At 62.0% G+C, this 18,616-nt stretch carries 17 protein-coding genes and 3 pseudogenes; 5 read left to right on the top strand and 15 right to left on the bottom strand.

Translation table 11 applies throughout. The annotated features are described in order from the left end of the window. On the top strand, positions 1–206 hold a 206-nt coding region (locus tag BLS91_RS18260), incomplete at its 5' end, for an ATP-binding protein (protein WP_159433907.1). Between the two features lie 166 nt (positions 207–372). Here BLS91_RS18260 and BLS91_RS18255 read toward each other — a convergent pair. The 5 genes from BLS91_RS18255 to BLS91_RS18235 form a co-directional block, all read right to left on the bottom strand. Next, complete coding sequence (locus tag BLS91_RS18255) at positions 373–1,704, bottom strand: glycosyltransferase family 4 protein (RefSeq protein WP_092342321.1); 1,332 nt, start codon at positions 1,702–1,704, stop codon at positions 373–375. Continuing rightward, the gene (locus BLS91_RS18250; protein ID WP_092342319.1) at positions 1,701–2,360 is read right to left on the bottom strand and encodes a response regulator; all 660 of its coding nucleotides are present in this window, start codon (positions 2,358–2,360) and stop codon (positions 1,701–1,703) included. The genes BLS91_RS18255 and BLS91_RS18250 overlap by 4 nt, the downstream gene beginning before the upstream one ends. Further along, complete coding sequence (locus tag BLS91_RS18245) at positions 2,357–3,601, bottom strand: sensor histidine kinase (protein ID WP_159433906.1); 1,245 nt, start codon at positions 3,599–3,601, stop codon at positions 2,357–2,359. The genes BLS91_RS18250 and BLS91_RS18245 overlap by 4 nt, the downstream gene beginning before the upstream one ends. A gap of 237 nt (positions 3,602–3,838) precedes the next feature. Continuing rightward, complete coding sequence (locus BLS91_RS20840) at positions 3,839–4,456, bottom strand: hypothetical protein (protein WP_241982981.1); 618 nt, start codon at positions 4,454–4,456, stop codon at positions 3,839–3,841. Positions 4,457–4,798: 342 nt separating this feature from the next. Beyond that, complete coding sequence (locus BLS91_RS18235; RefSeq protein ID WP_092342315.1) at positions 4,799–5,179, bottom strand: hypothetical protein; 381 nt, start codon at positions 5,177–5,179, stop codon at positions 4,799–4,801. Positions 5,180–5,394: 215 nt separating this feature from the next. Between BLS91_RS18235 and BLS91_RS18230 the strand changes: the two genes are divergently transcribed. Next, entirely contained in the window at positions 5,395–6,372 is a 978-nt protein-coding gene (locus BLS91_RS18230) for a DUF2332 domain-containing protein (RefSeq protein ID WP_092342313.1), read from the top strand. Positions 6,373–6,563: 191 nt separating this feature from the next. Here the strand turns inward: BLS91_RS18230 and BLS91_RS18225 are convergent, their stop codons facing one another. The 3 genes from BLS91_RS18225 to BLS91_RS18215 all read right to left on the bottom strand — a co-directional run bounded on the left by BLS91_RS18225 (position 6,564) and on the right by BLS91_RS18215 (position 8,739). Beyond that, positions 6,564–7,157 (bottom strand): LOG family protein, encoded by a 594-nt coding sequence (locus BLS91_RS18225; RefSeq protein WP_174774943.1) that lies wholly within the window; start codon positions 7,155–7,157, stop codon positions 6,564–6,566. Beyond that, the gene (locus BLS91_RS18220; protein WP_092342311.1) at positions 7,157–7,561 is read right to left on the bottom strand and encodes an NUDIX hydrolase; all 405 of its coding nucleotides are present in this window, start codon (positions 7,559–7,561) and stop codon (positions 7,157–7,159) included. Before BLS91_RS18220 ends, BLS91_RS18225 begins: the two co-directional genes overlap by 1 nt. 197 nt (positions 7,562–7,758) lie before the next feature. Then, positions 7,759–8,739, bottom strand: a complete 981-nt coding sequence (locus BLS91_RS18215) for a GlxA family transcriptional regulator (protein ID WP_338061609.1) — start codon at positions 8,737–8,739, stop codon at positions 7,759–7,761. A 164-nt stretch (positions 8,740–8,903) separates the two neighbouring features. On the opposite strand from BLS91_RS18215, the gene BLS91_RS18210 reads away from it, so the two are divergent. Further along, positions 8,904–10,142 carry an MFS transporter gene (locus BLS91_RS18210; RefSeq protein WP_241982980.1) on the top strand — a complete coding sequence of 413 codons (1,239 nt, stop codon included), beginning with the start codon at positions 8,904–8,906 and terminating at the stop codon, positions 10,140–10,142. A 393-nt stretch (positions 10,143–10,535) separates the two neighbouring features. Here the strand turns inward: BLS91_RS18210 and BLS91_RS18205 are convergent, their stop codons facing one another. Next, complete coding sequence (locus BLS91_RS18205) at positions 10,536–10,898, bottom strand: MerR family transcriptional regulator (RefSeq protein ID WP_092342305.1); 363 nt, start codon at positions 10,896–10,898, stop codon at positions 10,536–10,538. A 63-nt stretch (positions 10,899–10,961) separates the two neighbouring features. Here BLS91_RS18205 and BLS91_RS18200 point away from each other — a divergent pair, with 63 nt between their 5' ends. After that, entirely contained in the window at positions 10,962–12,203 is a 1,242-nt protein-coding gene (locus BLS91_RS18200) for an MFS transporter (protein ID WP_198412696.1), read from the top strand. A 217-nt stretch (positions 12,204–12,420) separates the two neighbouring features. Here the strand turns inward: BLS91_RS18200 and BLS91_RS21010 are convergent. After that, positions 12,421–12,528, bottom strand: a pseudogene (locus BLS91_RS21010) (helix-turn-helix domain-containing protein); the annotation flags it as partial. Positions 12,529–12,726: 198 nt separating this feature from the next. On the opposite strand from BLS91_RS21010, the pseudogene BLS91_RS18195 reads away from it, so the two are divergent. Further along, positions 12,727–12,927, top strand: a pseudogene (locus BLS91_RS18195) (transposase); the annotation flags it as partial. Between the two features lie 600 nt (positions 12,928–13,527). On the opposite strand, the pseudogene BLS91_RS18190 reads toward BLS91_RS18195, so the two are convergent. The 5 genes and pseudogenes from BLS91_RS18190 to BLS91_RS18170 all read right to left on the bottom strand — a co-directional run. After that, positions 13,528–13,794: pseudogene (locus BLS91_RS18190) on the bottom strand (Tn3 family transposase); the annotation flags it as partial. A 36-nt stretch (positions 13,795–13,830) separates the two neighbouring features. Next, a complete protein-coding gene (locus BLS91_RS18185) occupies positions 13,831–14,742 on the bottom strand; it encodes a lytic transglycosylase domain-containing protein (RefSeq protein WP_241982979.1) in 912 nt (303 codons plus the stop codon). Continuing rightward, positions 14,739–16,547, bottom strand: coding sequence for a protein kinase domain-containing protein (locus BLS91_RS18180; protein ID WP_092342303.1), 1,809 nt, complete (start codon positions 16,545–16,547; stop codon positions 14,739–14,741). The genes BLS91_RS18185 and BLS91_RS18180 overlap by 4 nt, the downstream gene beginning before the upstream one ends. Before the next feature lie 83 nt (positions 16,548–16,630). Continuing rightward, entirely contained in the window at positions 16,631–17,395 is a 765-nt protein-coding gene (gene pstB, locus BLS91_RS18175) for a phosphate ABC transporter ATP-binding protein PstB (RefSeq protein WP_420838512.1), read from the bottom strand. 306 nt (positions 17,396–17,701) lie between these two features. Further along, a complete protein-coding gene (locus tag BLS91_RS18170; RefSeq protein WP_159433905.1) occupies positions 17,702–18,508 on the bottom strand; it encodes a sortase in 807 nt (268 codons plus the stop codon). Between the last annotated feature and the right edge of the window lie 108 nt (positions 18,509–18,616).

Raw genomic sequence — 18,616 nt, 5'->3', positions numbered from 1 at the left:
GCCTCGTCGACGCCGCCTATGAAAAGCGATCCATCGCGGTCAGCTCAAATCTTCACCCCGCCGGATTCGACGAGCTCATGCCGAAAACCCTCGCGACGGCGACCGTTGACCGGCTCCTGCACCACGCTCACGTCTGCCAAACCTCGGGCGACTCCATCCGCCTCACGCAGGCCCTCGCCGGGAAGGGCGTGACCCCGATGACCTGATCCTGCTCCCGAGCATGGCCACCGCCGCCAAATCTTGGTGGGCAGATCTGTTGGCCATGACTGGGCAGTTTTCATGGCCACCAGCGGGCATTTCTAGTGGCCGCCAGTGGGCCGTTCCTCATGGCCCTTGACAAGCGCCGCCACTTGGCGCGCTGAGGCATAACCGTTACACGCTTGAAAGACTAGACGTGGGAACTTTTTCCGAAATCTGATCGCCGTGTTTTGGGGCGATTGCTGACGGCGGGAGATTGCCTTGCCGGTGCTCAACTGGTTGCGTCCGGCCGCGCGAGATGAATCGCTCAGCGTACTTGTGCGACGAGGTATTGACAGAATCTATCCGGAGGAATGCTTGTCCAATGTTGCAGGCGTGTTGTTGGGCGCTGGCCTGTGCTGAGAAACGATTCGCACCGGCCGCGGGTGCACGCAGCCGGTCGCGGTCCCCCGCGAGCCGAATGATGGTGCGTGCAAGGCCCTCGGCGGTTGTGTCGCTCGCTGCGATGGCGGCGATACCGAATTCGGTGGCGAGGGTGGGGTCGGAGACGATCACGGGTCGACCGGCTTTGAATGCTTCGATAGCGATCATTGGCTGATTGTCGAACCCGTTCGACGTGATGACGGCCGCATGAGCCGAATCAAGCAGCTGAGTGACACCAGCGGACGATATACGTCCGTGGAAGATCACAGAGGCGGGAGCTTCACGAGACGCGCGACCGCCAGCGATGTCGAGTTGCACGACGCCGTGACCCAGGATGCCCTCCACGATCGTCATGGCTGAAAGTGCGACATCGAGTCTTTTCTCCGGGGCAAATCGTGCCGCCCACACGAGCCGGAGTGGACCAGTCGATGAGCTGATGAGTGGACGGCTGTGGAGGTCCTCGCTGGTGTTGGAGATCACCGTGACGTTGTGCAATCTCGCCGCGCGCAGCGCCGATGCCTGATGGTGGGAGGGCGAGATCACCAAGTCAGCCGCTTGTGCCACGCTCAAGGTCATCCCACGCAGCGCGCTATCCAACCGTCGGGGAGCCAGACGTCGCCGTGACGGAGCCAGGCCTGTAGTCCAGCCGTGAACGGTGGCGACCAGCGGTGCGGCCAAGGTTGCGATTCGGGGGCCACGCCAGAAGAAGGTGTGCACGACGTGCATGCTCGGGATGCCGCGTTTTGCGGCAACTTTCAGCACGGCGGCGGCTAGACCGAATTCTGAATGCGTAATGACCAAATCGGTCTGCCATTCGGCCAACCGCCGGTTCACGACGGCTTGGGTTCGGGCCGTATTGCCAACGATTGGCAGGTTAGCGCCCGGGACCACGAAGGTGACGGGAGAGTCCCAGCAGGTCACGCCCGCGGCGGCGAGGTCGAGCTGGGAGCAGGCGTCGGGCGCCGCGATAGTCACAGTATGCCCGGTCGCGGCCAGGGCGCGTGCCTGCTGTAGGAATGCCGTTTGGGCACCGCCCATGTATTTGAGTTTGTAGTCGATCACGAGCAGGATGCGCAGGGTCATCGCAATAGTCCGTTCTCGTAGGCGAAGGCCACGATCTGTAAACGCGAGCTCAGAGTGAGTTTTGAAAGAATGTTGGAAACGTGGCTCTTGACGGTGGTCTCCGATATGAAGGCGGTCGTCGCGATGTCGCTATTGCTCAGCCCGCGCGCGGCCAGGAGAAAGATCTCCTTTTCACGCGCGGACAGGTGACTGATCGCCGCATAGTCTGCCCGCTTACTTTCGGTGGGAATGAGGTCCTTGATAACGGCGACACTGTCTCGTGGTGCGATTACGGACTGGCCGCCATGGACGGTGCGGATGGCTTCGAGTAAGAATGCGGGGTTGGCGTCTTTCAGTAGGAAGCCGCTGGCTCCAGCATTGATCGCCTGCAGCACGGCGACGTCGCGTTCGTGGGTGGTGAGGATGATGATCTTGGGCGCATCACCCAAAGCCTTCGCACGGATAATCTCGGTCGCGGTGATGCCGTTCGCGATGGGCATCCGAATGTCCATCAGGACGATGTCGGCTTTCTGAGACAGCGCAAGCTCGACAATCGCTTCGCCGTCGTAGGCAGCACCGACGAACTCGAGATCGAGTTGCGATTCGATCAGCATCTGGATTCCAGAGCAGAAGAGTTTCTGGTCATCGGCTATGGCCACGCGGATCGCGCTCTTCATGCGGTCGTCGCATCCTCATATACGGGCATGGTCGGAATGAACGCAGTGACGATGAACCGTCGGGGATCCTCATCGTCCAATTCCGCGGCCAGCCAGCCTCCCGCGAGACGTGCGCGTTCAGTCATTCCAGTGATTCCGCGTGAGAAGTGCCGTGGCGCAGACTCGGGCAGCGGAAGTGAAGCAGTCGATACGACGCTGAGGGCTAGGCCCGGGCCACGCCAGTCGCGCGTTATCCGCACAATCGTAGGGTCGATCCCGTGTTTCAGGGCGTTTGTCAAACTCTCCTGCAGGATGCGGTAGACGGCTAGCTGTTGCCCCGCCGTCAGCGGACCCGCCTCGCCGAACGTAACATCGGTCACGTTCAGCCCTGACTTCCTCATGCGTTCTACAAGATCGTCCACATCCGTCAACGAGGGATAGGAATGCCCCTCTGGAGAGGTCGAGAGCGATTGCAGCAGTACGCGAAGCTCGCCCAGCGACTCCCGCCCTGACTTTGCTATTGTCCGGAGCGTCTCCGAGGTGGCTTCCGGACGCTGATCCTGAAGAAACAGCGCCCCATCTGCCTGAGCGACGATGACCGACAGCGAGTGCGCCATGATGTCGTGCACGTCCTGCGCCGTCCGGTCTCTCTCTATCGCGATGGCGAGCTCGAGCTCGGCGGCGACAACCTCGTCTTCCAGTACGCGTGCCCGGTGTAGCCCCGCATCTCTCTCCAAAAACAGATGCACGGCGAATCCCAGCGCCCAGGCCACGACGAAAACGACCGTCCCCAACACCATCGAGGCAATCGGACCTGAAACGTCTGAGGCGATCTGCCAACGGGGAGAAGCGATCGCGCCGACCGCGAGACCCACGAGGACGCTTATCGCCAGGGCGAGCATTCGGATGCGTTTGGGGGCGAATGCGGCGACGATCCCCACGACGAACACGATGCCGAGGTACGCGGCCGTATTGGTCTCAAAGAATCGCAACCCCGGAAGGAGAAGTTGGCCCAACACCGTAGCCACGACGAGGCCCAATGCGCTGACGGGCAACATTCGACCCAGGGCGATGGCCAGTCCCAGAGCCGCATAGGGGATCCACTCGACAGGTAGATCCTCCGAGATGGAGTTCGCCGCTCCGATGATCCAGAGCAGGATAAAGGTCGCTCCCGCAAGGGGCAAGAGTGCAATCTTCGCAATCCGGAGGTTGTGTTTCATAGGGCAACAGTACGGGCGCGAACGTTCAGCCCTCGTGCTCACCCGGAAACATCCTCCCAAAGAAGGAGGGAAATCATTCGTGATCACCGCGGTGGCGTTCGCCGGCCGGGATTCCCTCGACGACCCAGCGTTCGTAGCCAGCGAGGAATCCATGCGGCAGCATCCCGTAAAGGGTTCGGCTTGCGGGCTTCAGCGTGCGTAGATGATCACGGCCGACGCAGAGTTCGTACCGAAGACAGCTACACCTAATCGGTGCGTTCCTTCCTTCCCCCCGCCCGGTCAGTGCAGCGGCGATGGCGAACCGCTGATGGAGATGGTGTTGCCTTCGCGCTCGCCGCTGAACCGGTACTCGCCCCAGCGGATGGTTTGCGACTGCTCGTGCTCGACCGCGGGCCAATCCCACCCGGTAATAGAAGGGGAGTCGGCGCCGCATTGGGGCGGGTAGGACTCCATGATCGTCGTGCAGAACACCGGTCCGTCCCCGTCATCGAGCACCATGCCGGCGAACGATTCCTCAGCGGGGCCGCTCAACGCGATCAGCAGCGCGAGCAACGAGAGCGCGAGGGCAACCGGCGTCATCGCATACCGCTCCGGTTTGGACCGGGAGATCGCATTCATCACCACGCCGAGAGTGAGGTATCCAAAGACCACCCAGATCCCCACTGTCGAGAACGCGTTCGGAAACACGTCAATGACACCTGCCCGGTCGAGGGCGAGCAGGGCGATGAACCCGTAGATCAGGATGGAGACGCCGGAGGCGATCCGATACCCGAACGGCAGCACGCCGGGATGCTGCCCGCCCCACGCGAATCGTCCCCACGGCGCGCCGAAGGCGAGGGAAAGCTGGAAGAGAACCAGCAGGCCAATCAGTGTGACGAAGGCGATGGCGGCGATCATGGATACAAGCATATGGGGCGCGCAGGTAACCCCCCTTGCCGGCAGGGAGCACCTCTGACGCGCTGTGCTTGGTTGCGCTGCCAATGCCCGCAACTGATTAACCGCAGGGACCGCGGCAGAGACGAGATCGATCAGCTAACTTATGCCAACTTACTAATGCGTGGCGAGAAAAGGGCACCCGCTCTAGGGCGGTACGATTGAGCACTACGCCGGCGCGATCATCGTCCCACAGTGGTCACCAGCGTTCGTCCCAGTGCGGGTTCCCCTGCGACACAGCGTCGGCGAACTCGGCCGCCGGGTGGTTTAGCCCCAGATCTGTCGCGCAGGGGGTTCGGCTTGCGGTCACGTTGCGACGACCACCTGGACGTCGTCTTCGTACAAGATCAGGCCGGGATCTTTGGATCGACGTTCTACCCAGCCAACGCCGTAGCGATCCAAGAGGTTCAAGTATCCAGTCGCTCGCGTCAGAAGGTGATTAGCACTCGTCTTGAACCAGCAGACGGTCCGGGGATGGACGGAACGGTCGAAAAGCGTGCTGTCGATCGCCCCTGGGTTGGCGTAGGCCGCGTTGAACCAGTCATTGTTTTCGCGCCACCAGACGAAGTCCTCGTCGCTGAGCTTGTTGGAGTGAGCAAGCTCGTTTGCAAGCGCAAAGATCCCCGGCGTCACACCGCGTGAGTTCGCGACCGTTGCCTCGAAGCGCACATATATAGCTGACAGCATGCCAGCAGCGTTGCGGAAAACGCGCGCGGCGCGACCGGCCCGTAGAGGGTTCGCCCGCCGGGACATCCATTTAGCCAGCTAGGTCGCGCTCGAGGTCCGAGAGGTGTGTGCAGCGTCTCACAATGGAACCCTCTTGTGAGTGTCGCATCCAGAATCGGTGACGGTTAGTTTTCGCCAGTTTCTGGATGGCAGAGAGGCGCTACTAGCCTGTGAGGATGGAGATCGTCGCGGACTACTATCAACGCTTTGCGGAGCTCGAGGCACGAGGCGTCTCGGCAATCTACGAGGACTGGGGCTTGGGCGTCGCTCGCGACGTGCATGTCCAGTCGCTCATCGCGGCCCTGCCCCGACACAAACAGCAGGCGAATCTGGTGTTCGCCGCCGCCCGATCTCAAGGGGCGCCTCTCGACGGCTATGACGTATTTCGGGAGTGGCTGAACTCGGCGTGGACCGAGGTCGTTCCCGTGATCATGGCTCGCTCAACCCAGACGAATGAGGCAGCCCGGTGCGCGACTCTGCTTCCACATATTGCGGCAATCCCCGGCCCTGTAGCCCTGCTCGAAGTCGGCGCCTCGGCCGGATTGTGTCTCTACCCGGACCGCTACAGCTATCGGTTCACCTCAGCCGGCGCGCGTCACGACCTTGATCCCCAGGACGGTCCGAGTGCCGTCGTTCTCGACTGCGCTCTGAGCGGACCGGGCTGGCCGCCGGTGCGGATGCCTGACGTGGTCTGGCGAGGAGGGATCGACCTGAATCCGATCGACGTTGCCGACAGCGAGAGCGTCGACTGGCTCGAAGCGTTGATCTGGCCGGAACATGACGCCCGGCGTGAGCGCCTCCACGCGGCCGCCGGAGTTGTAGCTAAGGACCCACCGCTACTCGTTGCCGGTGATCTGAACATGCAGATAGCGGATCTTGCAGCGCGGGCCCCGCGTGACGCAACCCTGGTGATCTTTCACAGCGCAGTGTTGGTCTATCTTGACGTCGAGCAGCGTCGACGTTTCGTCGACCAGGTCTCGCGCCTTGACGCCGTGTGGCTGAGCAACGAAGGCAGTCAGGTGTTGCCGGAAACGACCGCGCAGATCCCTGCCGGCATCAAGCTGAACGGCGACTTAGTGCTGGCAAGAGACGGTGTCCCGGTCGCTCTCACGGCACCCCACGGACAGTACTACCGCGGTCTTCCGACGACGTAACCGTTCGGGAAAAAGCCTCCGAATATTGCTAACCCAATGTTGGGGGTTAGTACTGTCGCGACCCCATGGACGCGGTCTCCGCAGTCCTTCGTCCCGTTGAGGGTTCGGCTTGCGGGGCGGCCTAAGCCGATGTGGAACATCCGCGTACGTGCTCTATCGACCAGGCTGTCGTTAGGCGCCATGACGAGACTTTACGGGAGCGGGACCACGTCAGTTGAGGTTTTTGTATGCCATTTGTGCGGTGCCGGCTTCCAGACCGAGAGCTGGTTGTGCAGGTCTTGAGAGTTGTCAGAAATGATCAGCGCGTCCCGGTAGGCGCCTCGGAGAAATCCTGCGTCTACGCTGGCATCGATCGTCGCGATGAGGGGATCCCAGAAACCGTCGACGTTGTACAGCGCGACGGGCTTGTTGTGGATTCCTAATTGCTGCCAGGTCCAGACTTCAAAGAACTCCTCCAGAGTTCCGGTCCCGCCCGGAAGAGCGATGAAGGCGTCGGACAACTCGGCCATACGCGCCTTTCGTTCGTGCATGGTCGCCACGATTTCCAACCGGGTGAGGCCCGGGTGGGCCAATTCTCGGTCGACGAGAGATCCCGGCATGACGCCGATGACGGCACCACCGTGGCTCAGTGCCTCGGTCGCGATTATGCCCATCAAGCCAACATTTCCACCGCCATAAACGATCCCAATCCCCTGTTCAGCCAACGTGCGAGCGAGTGTTGCAGCCCCTTCAGCGAACACGGGGCTGTGACCGGATGCGGATCCGGTGAAGATTGCGATCTGCATTATGCGGCCAGAGAGGGAAACACGAAGTCCGTTAACAACGGTGCAATTGGAAACTCGGGTTCGGAAGTGGCGGTGGGATCTACCCATCGCAGTTCAACAATTTCTGCTGACGCTACCGGCGTGATGACAACAGTGCTCAGGTAGACGGTCGCGTCGACGAGTGTGTCCAGCTCGTTTGCGGCGGTTCCCGTCCAGCTACCCAGCAAGGCGAGGTCTTCCGACCTGACCGTCACGCCCAGCTCTTCGTGAACTTCCCGGAGAGCGGCCGCCTCAGAACCTTCCCCGGGCTCGGATTTGCCGCCGGGCAGCATAAAACAGCCGGTGCCACGCTTTCGGACGGTGAGTATCCTGTCGGCGGCGTCGCGAAAGCAGACCGCAGCGACAACGAGCGTTTGAGTAGTCATCCGGTCACGCTACCAACCCTCCATCACCCAAGGCGCGTCCCGCAGGAGGTTCGGCTTGCGGGCAGTCACATCCCGGCTAATCGGGACCGCGAATCGCCTGGGCGGAGCCGCTCGAAAGGCGCCCGCTGATCGTCCCGGTTAGGGGTCAGCACAGGCAGGGTAGTTGCCCGCGAAGAACGTGGTGGTCTGCGTCGTGTTCAGTCGGGCTCGGGAATGCGAAAAGTGTTGCGGTACATGCTCGGAGAGATGCCAAGCGTTGACTGCAGGTGTTGGCGCAGCGATGCCGTGGTTCCAAAACCTGCTTGCACTGCGATTCGGTCGATGGTCAGATCCGTTTCTTCAAGCAGCTGTCTGGCGCGATCGACGCGTTTCTGGTTGAGCCATTGGAGGGGGGAGACACCGACCTCTTGTCGAAATCGGCGAGTGAATGTTCGAACGCTGACGGACTCTTGTTCGGCTAGGTCATGCAGGGTCAACGGCTGGTCGAGGTGCTCACTCGCCCACCGTCTCGAGTTGCTCGTCTGACTGAGCCCGGGCTCTGGAACTGGGCGCTGGATAAACTGCGCTTGCCCGCCGTCTCGATGGGGAGCGACGATTGTGCCGCGAGCGACGTCATTGGCCACTGCCGAACCGAAGTCATTCCTGATCATGTGCAAACACAGGTCGATACCAGAGGCCACGCCCGCAGAAGTCAGGATCCTTCCTTCGTCTGTGTAGAGAACGTCAGGGTCCAGCTCCACGGCCGGATAGAGACGGCAGAATTCTTCCGCAACTTTCCAGTGGGTCGTTGCTCTCAGGCCATCGAGGAGGCCCGCCGCCGCAAGCACAAATGATCCGGTGCATATCGACGCAATCCGGGTGGCTGGCCGGATAAGAGCAAGAGCGTCGGCGAGTGGAGCGCTGAGCCGATCACGGCCTTGCGGTTCGTAGTCCTCATCGGATGCGGGCACGATCACGGTGTCAGCTTCGCTCAAGGTTGCTGGGCCGTGTGCCACGTTCACGGTGATGTCGGTGTCGGTCCTGACCTGCCCTGGAATGAGCGTGCACGTCACGACCTCGTATAGGAATTCACCGTCGGCAGATTTGGCCTGACCGAACAATCGCTGCGCTATGCCCATTTCGATTGGAAGGAGCCCGTCGCGGACCAGAACAGCCACATGGTGTCGGTTCGAATGCATGAAGATACTCATGGCTTGAATCTTACGCATGTTGGCTTTAGAGCCACTCGTGGAGACTGGTTTGATTGCGCAGGCTGGCTTATGTGACAGAAATCGCGGAAACTACGTCCGATGCTCGGGGACCCAGGGTGCATCGTGCCTGGTGGGTAGCGGGCGTTTCTTGCTTGGCTATCATCGCCGCCGGAACTTTCACGACTATGTCGGGCTTACTTGTTGACCCGCTGCATACGGAATTCGACTGGTCGCGCGGCACGATTGGGATAGCCGTGTCGGTCAATATGGTGCTCTATGGGTTGGCCGCTCCGTTTGCCGCGGCGCTCATGGACAAGGTGGGAATCCGGCGCGTGATTGCCGGTGCCCTTCTGATCATCGCCGCGGGCTCGTCTCTCACCACGATCATGACGTCGTCTTGGCAGCTCGTTCTGTTTTGGGGTTTCCTGGTAGGCCTGGGCTGCGGTTCCGTCACCATGGTGTTTGCCGCGACCGTAGCAAATCGGTGGTTCGTCAAGCGCCGTGGACTCGTGACGGGCCTGTTGACTGCGGCGAGTGTCTTTGGTCAGTTCGTTTTTCTGCCTGTCCTGTCGTCGATAATTGACCACTATCAGTGGCGGCCAGCCATCATGACGATCGCGCTGACTGCACTCATCGTGGTGCCGTTCGTGTGGCTGCTGCTGCGTGATCATCCTGCCGATGTGGGAATCACGGCTTTTGGCGCTCGGGAGTTTGCTCCGAAACCCAGCCCGGTCCGCGGGGTCGCTCGCCGCACAGTGCGTGTTCTGGGAACATCCGTCAGAACCATGCCGTTCTGGTTGCTCGCGTTGACGTTCGCTATCTGTGGAGCGACGACGAATGGCATCATGTGGAGCCACTTCGCCCCTGCCGCGCACGACCATGGAATGCCCATGACCGTAGCCGCGTCCATGCTGGCAATGATCGGGATCTTCAATGTTGTTGGAACGATCTCCTCGGGCTGGCTCACCGACCGAGTGGACCCTCGACGTCTGCTGTGCATATTTTTTGCACTGCGCGGTGTGTCACTCCTGCTGCTGCCAATCCTGATGACGTCAACCGTTCAGCCGCAGATGATCGCCTTTGTCATTCTCTTCGGAATCCTTGACGTCGCCACGGTCCCGCCAACAATTGCGCTGTGCCGCGAGTTTTACGGCGAGGACAGCGCAATCGTCTTCGGCTGGATCAATGCCTCTCACCAAGTGGGGGCCGGCCTGATGGCGTTCCTCGGAGGCGTTGCACGAGACACAACTGGTTCCTACACCGTCGTTTGGATCGTTGCCGGATCGCTGTGCGAGGCTGCGGCGCTCATCGCACTGACAATCGTTCGGCGCACGTCCTCCGCAGGAGTCCTCAGGACTCCGCAAAAGTCTCCCGATAGGGGTCCCTTCTGACACGGCCTCAGAGCGTTGGGCCGTTGCGTGGATCAGCCCTAGATCTGTCGCGTTTGTCGTTCGCCTTCGGGGCGTCATTCGAGGCAGGACCTCGTGAAATTCGTCGACCAGAGGAGCTGGCAGCATCCCTTCCGCATAGTCGAGGCCACGCCTCAAATCAAACGTTGGTTCCGAGAATCTCATCGCCGGCGCGCATCTCCCACCTATATACCGGGCGCACTCACCGCGAAATAGTGATCCGTCTCCTCCTTTAAGCTGGGCCCTGATCGGGCATGCATTGAACCAAAAACCATAACAAAAACTAGGGTAATTCTGCGTCGTCTCAAAAGGGAGATATCGCGGACATGTCCTCGGGCGCACGACTTTTCGCTAGCGAGCGTGTCGCAAAGCTCATCATCCGGGCAGAGACACGCCGGCGGCGATGACTTCTTCGATGGCATCACGGGATTGCTTGAGGGCGTCGATGGAGGCTTCAATGCGAATTTGTTCGCGTTTGAGGTCCTCAATGAGGTCGGTGCAGATTGGAGCCAGGCGTCCTGCTTGGTCTGTCAGGCAGGGCAGCACCGTTCGGATGGTAACGGTGCTGAGCCCGGCATCAAGAAAGTGGCGGATGCGGCGAACGAGTTCGATATCTTGATCGGTGTAGTCGCGGTATCCCGATGGGTTGCGCAGGGGGTTGAGGAGGCCCTGTTCTTCGTAGTATCGAAGCAGCCTGGCAGGCACTCCAGAGTGTTCGACAACTTCAGAAATTCGCACGTGACCAACGACTCCTCTCGGCGAGCTTGCCTTCTCATTGATGTGAGAGTTGATGCTATCAGAGTGAACAATGAAAAATTCGTCCTTCGAAATTCCCCACGTGATCGTGCTGCACGCCCGGCAGTGGTGCTGGCTGGATTCGTGCTGTTGGTGTTTTGCACTGGTACGGCAGAGTATCTCGTCGCAGGCATGCTGCCTCTTTTTGCCCTTGATCTGTCTGTCGATATCGCCACCGCGGGCCAGACGGTCACCGCCTACGCGCTCGGGGTAGCTATCGGTGGACCGATCATTACCGTGCTCACCGCTCGGCTGCCGCGGAAAGGACTGGCACTGGGTCTGGCCGTGGTATTCATCGCCGGTACTACGTTGACTGTAATCGCCCCCGCGTTCGGTTGGGTCATGATCGCACGCGTCGTTTCCGCCTGCAGCCAGGCAACACTGTTTGCAATCGGTCTGATCACCGCGACCACAGCGATGGGACCAGCGAAGTCCGGGCAGGCCGTCGCAATCGTGACCTCCGGATTGACCCTGGCCACCGTACTGGGAGTGCCGTTGGGAGCGCTGCTGGGCGGAGGCACGAATTGGCGGCTTCCGTTTGTTGTGATCGCTGCCGTCGCACTCATTGGCTTGCTCCTGCTGGCGTGGGCGATGCCCCGCACCCCAGCGCCCACGACGGGAATCGTCGATGAGATCCGAGCGCTACTGCGAAGGCCGGTGCTATTGGCCGTTTCGACGACCGTAGTCGGGTTCGCAGGGGTCGGCATCGTGTTTACCTACCTCGTGCCGCTCCTGACTGACGTGACGGGCATCGCCGCAGGCACCATACCGGTACTGCTGATGGCCTATGGCATCGGCGGAGTCGTCGGCAACCTCGTAGCAGGACGCCTGGCTGATCGGGCACTCGGTCGCACTTTAGCTGGAGTCTTTATTGCCCTCATCGTTACCTTGTTTGTGTTCCCGCTGGCGGCTGAAATGCCGACCGCTATGGTGGCCCTGGTTTTGATGTTGGGGTTGTTGTCGACCGCTACGATTGCACCCTTGCAATCCCTCGTGATGCGTCATGCCGCCGCCGCACCGTCATTGGCGCTTTCGGTGAACGTCGGAGCGTTCAATCTGGCCAACGCCATAGGTGCCGCACTCGGAGGTGTCGCAGTTGCTGCCGGGATGATGCGTTGGGGCGGCTTCGCTGGCGCCGGGTTCGCTGTGCTTGGCCTCATCCTGAGTGCCGTGGCCGTCCGGATTCCCTCTCAAACAGCGCGTGAAAAGAGCAGTATCCCCCATGGAACGACGGAAGTCCGTTCATGATGGCAGCAATGACACCTGCAAGCGGTCCGTTCAGGGTTCGGCTAGCGGGCACTCAACCCATGCTCGACACGTGTCACCTATACGTTCGATTACGCGACAATGCGATCGCATGATCCAAAACAGCGAAAGTTGTCAACTATCCAGTCACCTATTCTGCGTGTCGCAAAGGCTATTCATCGGCCATCGTGATGAAGATCCGAGAGATCGTTGATGGCCGCAGATAGCACTTCTTTACCTTGTAGTAAAAGGGCCGACTGATGCCCATTTGCTTGCAGAATTCCGAGATGCTCAACCCCTCGGGAAGGTCGGGGTTGAACTCGATGATCTAGCGACGAATCGTCGCCGTTAATGACTTTGGCACCTCCCATTATCGAGAAGTCCGTCATCAGCCGGGAAAACCCGCGACCCTTGCTACCTGTCAGCGATGTCGTGAGAGATCTTGTGTGCAATGTGTTGAGTGAGGTGTAAACGATGTGGTGAGAGATCACATACCATCAAGCACTACTCGCCAGCCCGAACGCGGATATCGCGCCGCACCGACGTCGTCAGCTTGTTCCCCAACCCCGCAGCACTGCTCCGCCTCGCAGGAGTCGTGCTCGTCGAGCAGCACGACGAGTGGGAGGCTGGCCCCGCCCGCCGCTACCTTTCCGAGGATTCCATGCGCCAACTGGACGCTTTCAACGCGGCTCTCACCGCCACCGATGCCAGCGTTCTGACGGGATAATTCTCATTTCCGAGCTCAGTGCTGCATAATCAAGTCAGCTGACCCGCACGGTGACAGTGAATTGCACCACCCGGCGGTACGTGACCATGCAGATTGTAGGGGACAGATTTGTCGGGATCGACACGACTCGTGGCGGGAACGTTTTTAGCTGTGTGCATGTTGGGAGCATCTGCGTGCTCAACAAACACCTCTGACGACTCGCCCGGGGTCGAAGAGGGCGGTTCCACTGCAGTGCCAGCTCCCTCTACCAGTGGCAGTCCAACACCTGAAGATGAAATTCCACGCGATGATCTCGTCGAGGAGAGAGTTCTACCATGGACAGATTCAGCGAACGTCACGGACACCCAGGTTCGTGTGTTCTTCGTTGGAGGAAATCCTGCCTGCTACGGAACGCGCGCAATCACTGAGCAAACCGGTTCGGAAGTCGCTGTAGCGCTCATCCAAGGCACCTTGCCGGAAGCGCCGGACGCGTGCACCGCCCTAGCGTTTCAGGGCTCGTTACTCATCGATCTCGACGCGCCTCTCGGGGACAGGCCTGTAGTCAAACTTTCGATCGACGGGATCATTCCCCCAGCGAAATGACGCGAAGTCCGGATTTAATATCCGGCTGCCGTATGTCCAGATGTCGTCGCCGGTGAGGTTGCTGTGTTCCCAGCAGGGGTGAGAGGAACCTCAACAGATCCGGGTCCACGGCGCTGCCGAGGTTGGTGATGGTGTGGTCGAGGTAGACCGTGTTCCAGAGGATGATTACGGCGGCGAGGAAGTTCGGCCCGCTGGCGCAGTAGCGTTGTTGTTCGAAGGGCCGGTGGTGAATTTCTCCGAGCCGGTTGAAGACCACGGCTCAACCAAGGCATTTCGAGCCTCGCCTGCCAGCTAGTAATCATTACAGAGGCTGGGGGAGGCTCATTGTGCGCCTGCTGATTGCTGCGCGTATTGGTTGGCCACAACGGCAACGTTGTTCACATACGAATCGACGTGGTTATACGAGAATACGCCGGCGCGCCATGTCTCGGTGCTGGTCATGTCGCCGCCGTGGCACAGGTATCGGGCGGTCGCCAGCGCCGCGTCGTCGATCTGGTTCGGGTCGGCGGCACCGTCACCGTTTCCGTCGGCACCCCACCGTGCCCACGTTTCCGGGATGAATTGCATCGGCCCGACCGCTCGGTCCCACACTGTGTCGCCGTCCCACGCACCGCCGTCGGTGTCGGTGATGGCGGCGACCCCACTGCCGTCGAGCGCAATCCCTCGAATCGCGGGTGTTGGATATCCCGTGTCGCTGAGCACAGCGCCGCCGTGGCCACCGTGCCCTGATTCGATCTCCCCGATCGCGGCGAGAGTGTTCCAGCCGATCCCGCAGCCGGGTTGTTCGGCATCGACGGTCAGGTCAGCGGCGGCATAGGCGGTCAGCGCCCGACGTGGAATACCGGTCGCGGCGGAGACTTTCTCTGCCCACGCCGGGTCGACACCAACGATGGGCGCCACCGCTGCACTCGCCGATCCCAACGACGCGTCCGGGGTGTTCTGCGTATTCGGTGCAGGTTGCCCGCTCACGGTGGCGCTGCCCGGGACCGGGGCGACCTCTGCCATGGCCGTAGGCAGCTGCATTGGTGGAGGCTTCAGACTTGCAAGGTTCATCGCGGCGGTAGCTGCCACGGCGATCACACCAATACTGAGGAACATGCCGATCTGCGCGAGAACTGTGCGTTTTTTGCGCCGCTCGTGCGTGACAGCAGCACAGCGTGCCTGGCCGTCGCCTGGCTCCACGGAACCGGTGGGTTCAGCGGCCAGGGGGGCCTGTCTGGTGTTGGGGTTCATAATGACTCCTGTCGTCCGGGCAGCGCCGCGGGCGGGGCGGTCGATGTCGGCTCCGGGCCAGGCGAGGGAGCTGGCGTGGGCAAGAGCAGTGTCACGGTCAGTCCGACGCGAAGCACCGCCCCGGCTCCGGGCTGCGTACCGGTGACGGTCGCCGTCACTGGGCCGTCCACGGGGATCATCGTGGCCGCGAAGCCCGCAGATTGCAGCAGCGCGATCGCCGCCGCGGCGCTTATCCCGCCCACCTGCGGCACCGTGTTCGTGCCGCTTGCGACGGTGACATTAACGGCGGAGTTGGCCGGGAGCGGCTCTCCGGCGGTTGGGTACTGGCTGAGAACCCGGTCGGCGACCTCGGCCGATTCGATGCGGGTGATGGTGCCCAGGGTAAGTCCGGCGGCGCGCAGGGTGGTCTCGGCGTCGGTGAGGGTGCCGAACAGCGTCGGCATCATGACCTGCTCCGGCACGGTCGGCGTCGCGGTCGGGGGAACGGTCGGAGGCACGGTCGGCGTCGCAGTCGGCGCGTGCGGTGGTATGGCGGTCGCTGTCGGGCTGGTCACGTATCCCGGGGATGTCGGCTCGGACATCCCGGGGCCGGCCGTTGCGGAGATGGTTCCCCAGATCGCGAGCCCCATAACGGCAGCGATGCTGAGCATGGTGACGACACCGCCAGTACTTCCGGCGAACGCCGATTGCGTCGTCTCGTGGTCTGCGGCGGGTTCCAGAGGAGTGAGATAGTCGAGATTGCCTGCCCCTCCCGGAGCCAGCATTTTGGTCACTGCCGTCGGGCTGTTTAGTCCGATAGCGATCGCGGTCGCATCCGTGGCTGACAGTCGACTCGTGTCCCGGCTGATGGCATCGGCGAGGACCGTGCGAAACTCGGCCGCGGTGCGGTAGCGCCGCGCCGGTGTTTTCGTCATCGCTCGCGTCACGATGCGATCCAGCGCCCGCGCTGCGGGTACCAGCACGGAGGGCACCGGTGGGGGTGCTGAGACGTGCGCCTCGAGCACGAGCGCGGCCACGTCTCGTGGGTAAGGCGGCTGCCCGGTGAGCATGAAATACAGCAGTGCACCGCACTGGTACAGGTCACCGGCAGCGCGCACGGGTTTGCCCTGCGCCTGCTCGGGCGACATGAAATTCACGTTGCCGACCACACCGGTCCGCGCCGATTCACTAGTCGTCGCCTCAGTGGGGCCGGCGCTGCCGCTCGCCGCAGGCTCGTGCTCAGTGAGCAGCACGTCGCTGCCGAGGGCGGCGTACCCGGTCGCGGCGGCGAGCCCGAAATCGACCAGCCGCACCTGTGCGCTGGTGAGCGCTTCGTCCCGATGCGCTCTGCCAGCGCCGTCGAGCATCACGTTCTGCGGAGTGACGTCCCGGTGCACGATCCCCAGCGCGTGCGCGGCTTCGAGTGCGGCGAGTACCCCGTCGAGCACAGCCGCTGCCGACGCGGGTTGCAGGGGGCCGTTGGCCTCGACCCAGTCGGAGATGGTAGGCCCGTCAACAAGATCGAGGGCGATCCACGCCATCGTCACGCCACCCGCCTCGTGCAGTCCGAACTCGTGCACGGCGGCAACGTTGGGGTGCCTCAGCGGTTTCGCGGCGCGCGCTTCCCGAAAAAAGGCCTCCCGAGTCGCGGCGTCACGACACAGGTGCGGGTGCAGCATTTTCACCGCGACCAGGGACGTCTGATCGCCCTGGCCGGTGGCGGTTATGTCTTCCGCAGCGAATACGGATGCCGACCCGCCGACGCCGAGCAGCTCGCCCAGCCGGTACCGCCCGTCGAGCAGTTCAGGGTCGTTGCCGGGTGTCATCTGCCCGAATTTTCCTGTGCGGCCTCGACTGTGGAGGCCCTGAGTATGAGCGGCCGATCCGTCGGAGCGTTCCCGTTCATCAGCTATCCGAACCGGCCGTTCACGTAGTCGAAAGTGCGCTCGTCCTGGGGTTCGGAGAACATGGCATCCGTATCGCCGTGCTCCACGATTCCGCCCGGCGTGCCTTGGGATGCCAGGAAGAATGCACACTTCTGCGAGACCCGTTGAGCCTGCTGCATGTTGTGGGTGACGATCACGATTGTGACCTCCTTTTGCAGCTCGCCCATGGTCTCCTCGATCACGCGCGTCGACGTGGGGTCGAGCGCCGAGCAGGGTTCGTCCATCAGCAGCACCTTCGGTTTTACCGCGAGTGAGCGTGCGATGCAGAGCCGCTGCTGCTGTCCGCCCGAGAGCCCACCGCCCGGTTGGCGCAGCCGGTCCTTGACCTCGCGCCAGAGTCCAGCGCTGGTGAGGCTGCGTTCGACGACTTCGTCTTTCTCGTCGCGAGAGGCGCGGATGCCCGTGAGTTTGAGGCCTGCGACCACATTGTCGTAGATGGACATCGCCGGAAAGGGATTGGGCTTTTGAAATACCATCCCGATGTGGCGTCGGGCGTCGGTGAGTTTGCGCGTGCGGTCGTAGATGTCGGCTCCGTCGAGTACCACCTCGCCGGCCAACGACGCCAGCGGCACCAGTTCGTGCATGCGGTTGAGAATGCGCAGAAACGTGCTCTTGCCACAGCCGGACGGGCCGATCAAGGCCGTCACCTGGCCGGCCTCCATCGTGAGCGAGACTCGTTCAAGCACCTTGTGCGTGCCGAACCACGCAGAGACATCCCGCGCCTCCAGAGCCGATAAGACCGGTCGCGGCGCATCAGAGTGAACATGGGCATCGACGACTTCTGCATCCGCATTCAGGGAGGTCTCCGGCCGCGTACCAAGCACCGTGTCGCTCTCGACGGACTCCAGTACCGTGGTGAGGTACAACGAGGGATCTTCGGAGTGCAGCGGTACGCGCACGGCGGCCAGCTCTGCAGCATCCGCAGCCGTCAGGTGTGCGTCGGTCAGGTCGTTGTGGTCAGCGGGCCGAGATGGAGACTGGGCAGTCATTGGTGTCCTTGAGTATCGTGAGGTGAAAGTTCAGGTGCGATAAAATCAGAGAAGGTTAGGCAGCGCGTTCATGATGGTGTCTGCGGCGGTGACGCCGAGGGCGAGCATGATGGGCACACCGATCAGCCAGGCTTGCCATTTGCCCCAGCGAGTCCAGAGCCACCAGAGTGTGATTCCGGCTGCGGCGAAAATGACCAACATGAAGAAGGAGCTGAACAGGCGGCTTTGGTCCTGTCCCATTGCCCGCTCGATCGGGGGTAGCGCCGGGTAGGCAAGTACCTTAGTCGGGGTGGTCTGCACGGGGGAGGTGAGCTCGGCGTCGATGTGCAGCACACCGGACGGGAAGAGAGCGAGACCGTCGGCGGTCATCAACTCCAACCGGCCTTTTCCTTGCGCCAGTGGCGCTGGCATCGGGTCGCCCGCCCGGCGGAGGGCGAACACGGTGTAGCTGTGCACGCCTTGTCCGGTCGTCACAGCGATCTCGTCGCCCGGCTTCAACTCGTTTAAGGATCCGAACGGTCCGCCATACGCGGTTTGTCGTCCGAGGATCACGCTCGTGCCAGCCTGGCCGGGCATCACCGAATCCCGGCGGTGACCGGCGCCGGCGCGCAGCGCCTCACCGGTCGACCCCTCGACGACCACTTCAGTAAGTTGTGTTGCTCCGATCTGTATGAGCGCCACCGGAGTGCCAATGGTCACAAGTTCGGCATCCAGATCCAGTTGGCCGACCGGGGTCTCCGCCTTGGCGAGTGTCGTGCGCAGCTGCTGATAGCTGAGGTCTTGGGCGCGATGGTGTTGGAAGACGGAGAACAGCGCCACGTGGCTCACAAAACCCAGAAGCAGCAATGACACGGTGAGAATCGCTGCACCTGCCCACCAGCGCGTGTCCTTCGGCGCGAGCTGGCGGGGCGTCGGCGGAAGCCGCGAGCCACCTGCCCGCGCCGGGCCTCGGGGGGGCGG

Origin of the sequence: Cryobacterium flavum, assembly GCF_900103805.1 — a bacterium.
Taxonomy (GTDB): domain Bacteria; phylum Actinomycetota; class Actinomycetes; order Actinomycetales; family Microbacteriaceae; genus Cryobacterium; species Cryobacterium flavum.
The sequence above is the reverse complement of the archived record's forward strand: the minus strand, read 5'-3'. Positions and strand labels throughout refer to the sequence as shown.

What these genes read in the sequence shown, in the direction of transcription:
- BLS91_RS18255 (WP_092342321.1), bottom strand. Translation starts at nt 1,704, where the DNA reads ATGACCCTGCGCATCCTGCTCGTGATCGACTACAAACTCAAATACATG.
- BLS91_RS18250 (WP_092342319.1), bottom strand. Translation starts at nt 2,360, where the DNA reads ATGAAGAGCGCGATCCGCGTGGCCATAGCCGATGACCAGAAACTCTTC.
- BLS91_RS20840 (WP_241982981.1), bottom strand. Translation starts at nt 4,456, where the DNA reads ATGATCGCCGCCATCGCCTTCGTCACACTGATTGGCCTGCTGGTTCTC.
- BLS91_RS18235 (WP_092342315.1), bottom strand. Translation starts at nt 5,179, where the DNA reads ATGCTGTCAGCTATATATGTGCGCTTCGAGGCAACGGTCGCGAACTCA.
- BLS91_RS18230 (WP_092342313.1), top strand. Translation starts at nt 5,395, where the DNA reads ATGGAGATCGTCGCGGACTACTATCAACGCTTTGCGGAGCTCGAGGCA.
- BLS91_RS18225 (WP_174774943.1), bottom strand. Translation starts at nt 7,157, where the DNA reads ATGCAGATCGCAATCTTCACCGGATCCGCATCCGGTCACAGCCCCGTG.
- BLS91_RS18220 (WP_092342311.1), bottom strand. Translation starts at nt 7,561, where the DNA reads ATGACTACTCAAACGCTCGTTGTCGCTGCGGTCTGCTTTCGCGACGCC.
- BLS91_RS18215 (WP_338061609.1), bottom strand. Translation starts at nt 8,739, where the DNA reads ATGCATTCGAACCGACACCATGTGGCTGTTCTGGTCCGCGACGGGCTC.
- BLS91_RS18185 (WP_241982979.1), bottom strand. Translation starts at nt 14,742, where the DNA reads ATGAACCCCAACACCAGACAGGCCCCCCTGGCCGCTGAACCCACCGGT.
- BLS91_RS18180 (WP_092342303.1), bottom strand. Translation starts at nt 16,547, where the DNA reads ATGACACCCGGCAACGACCCTGAACTGCTCGACGGGCGGTACCGGCTG.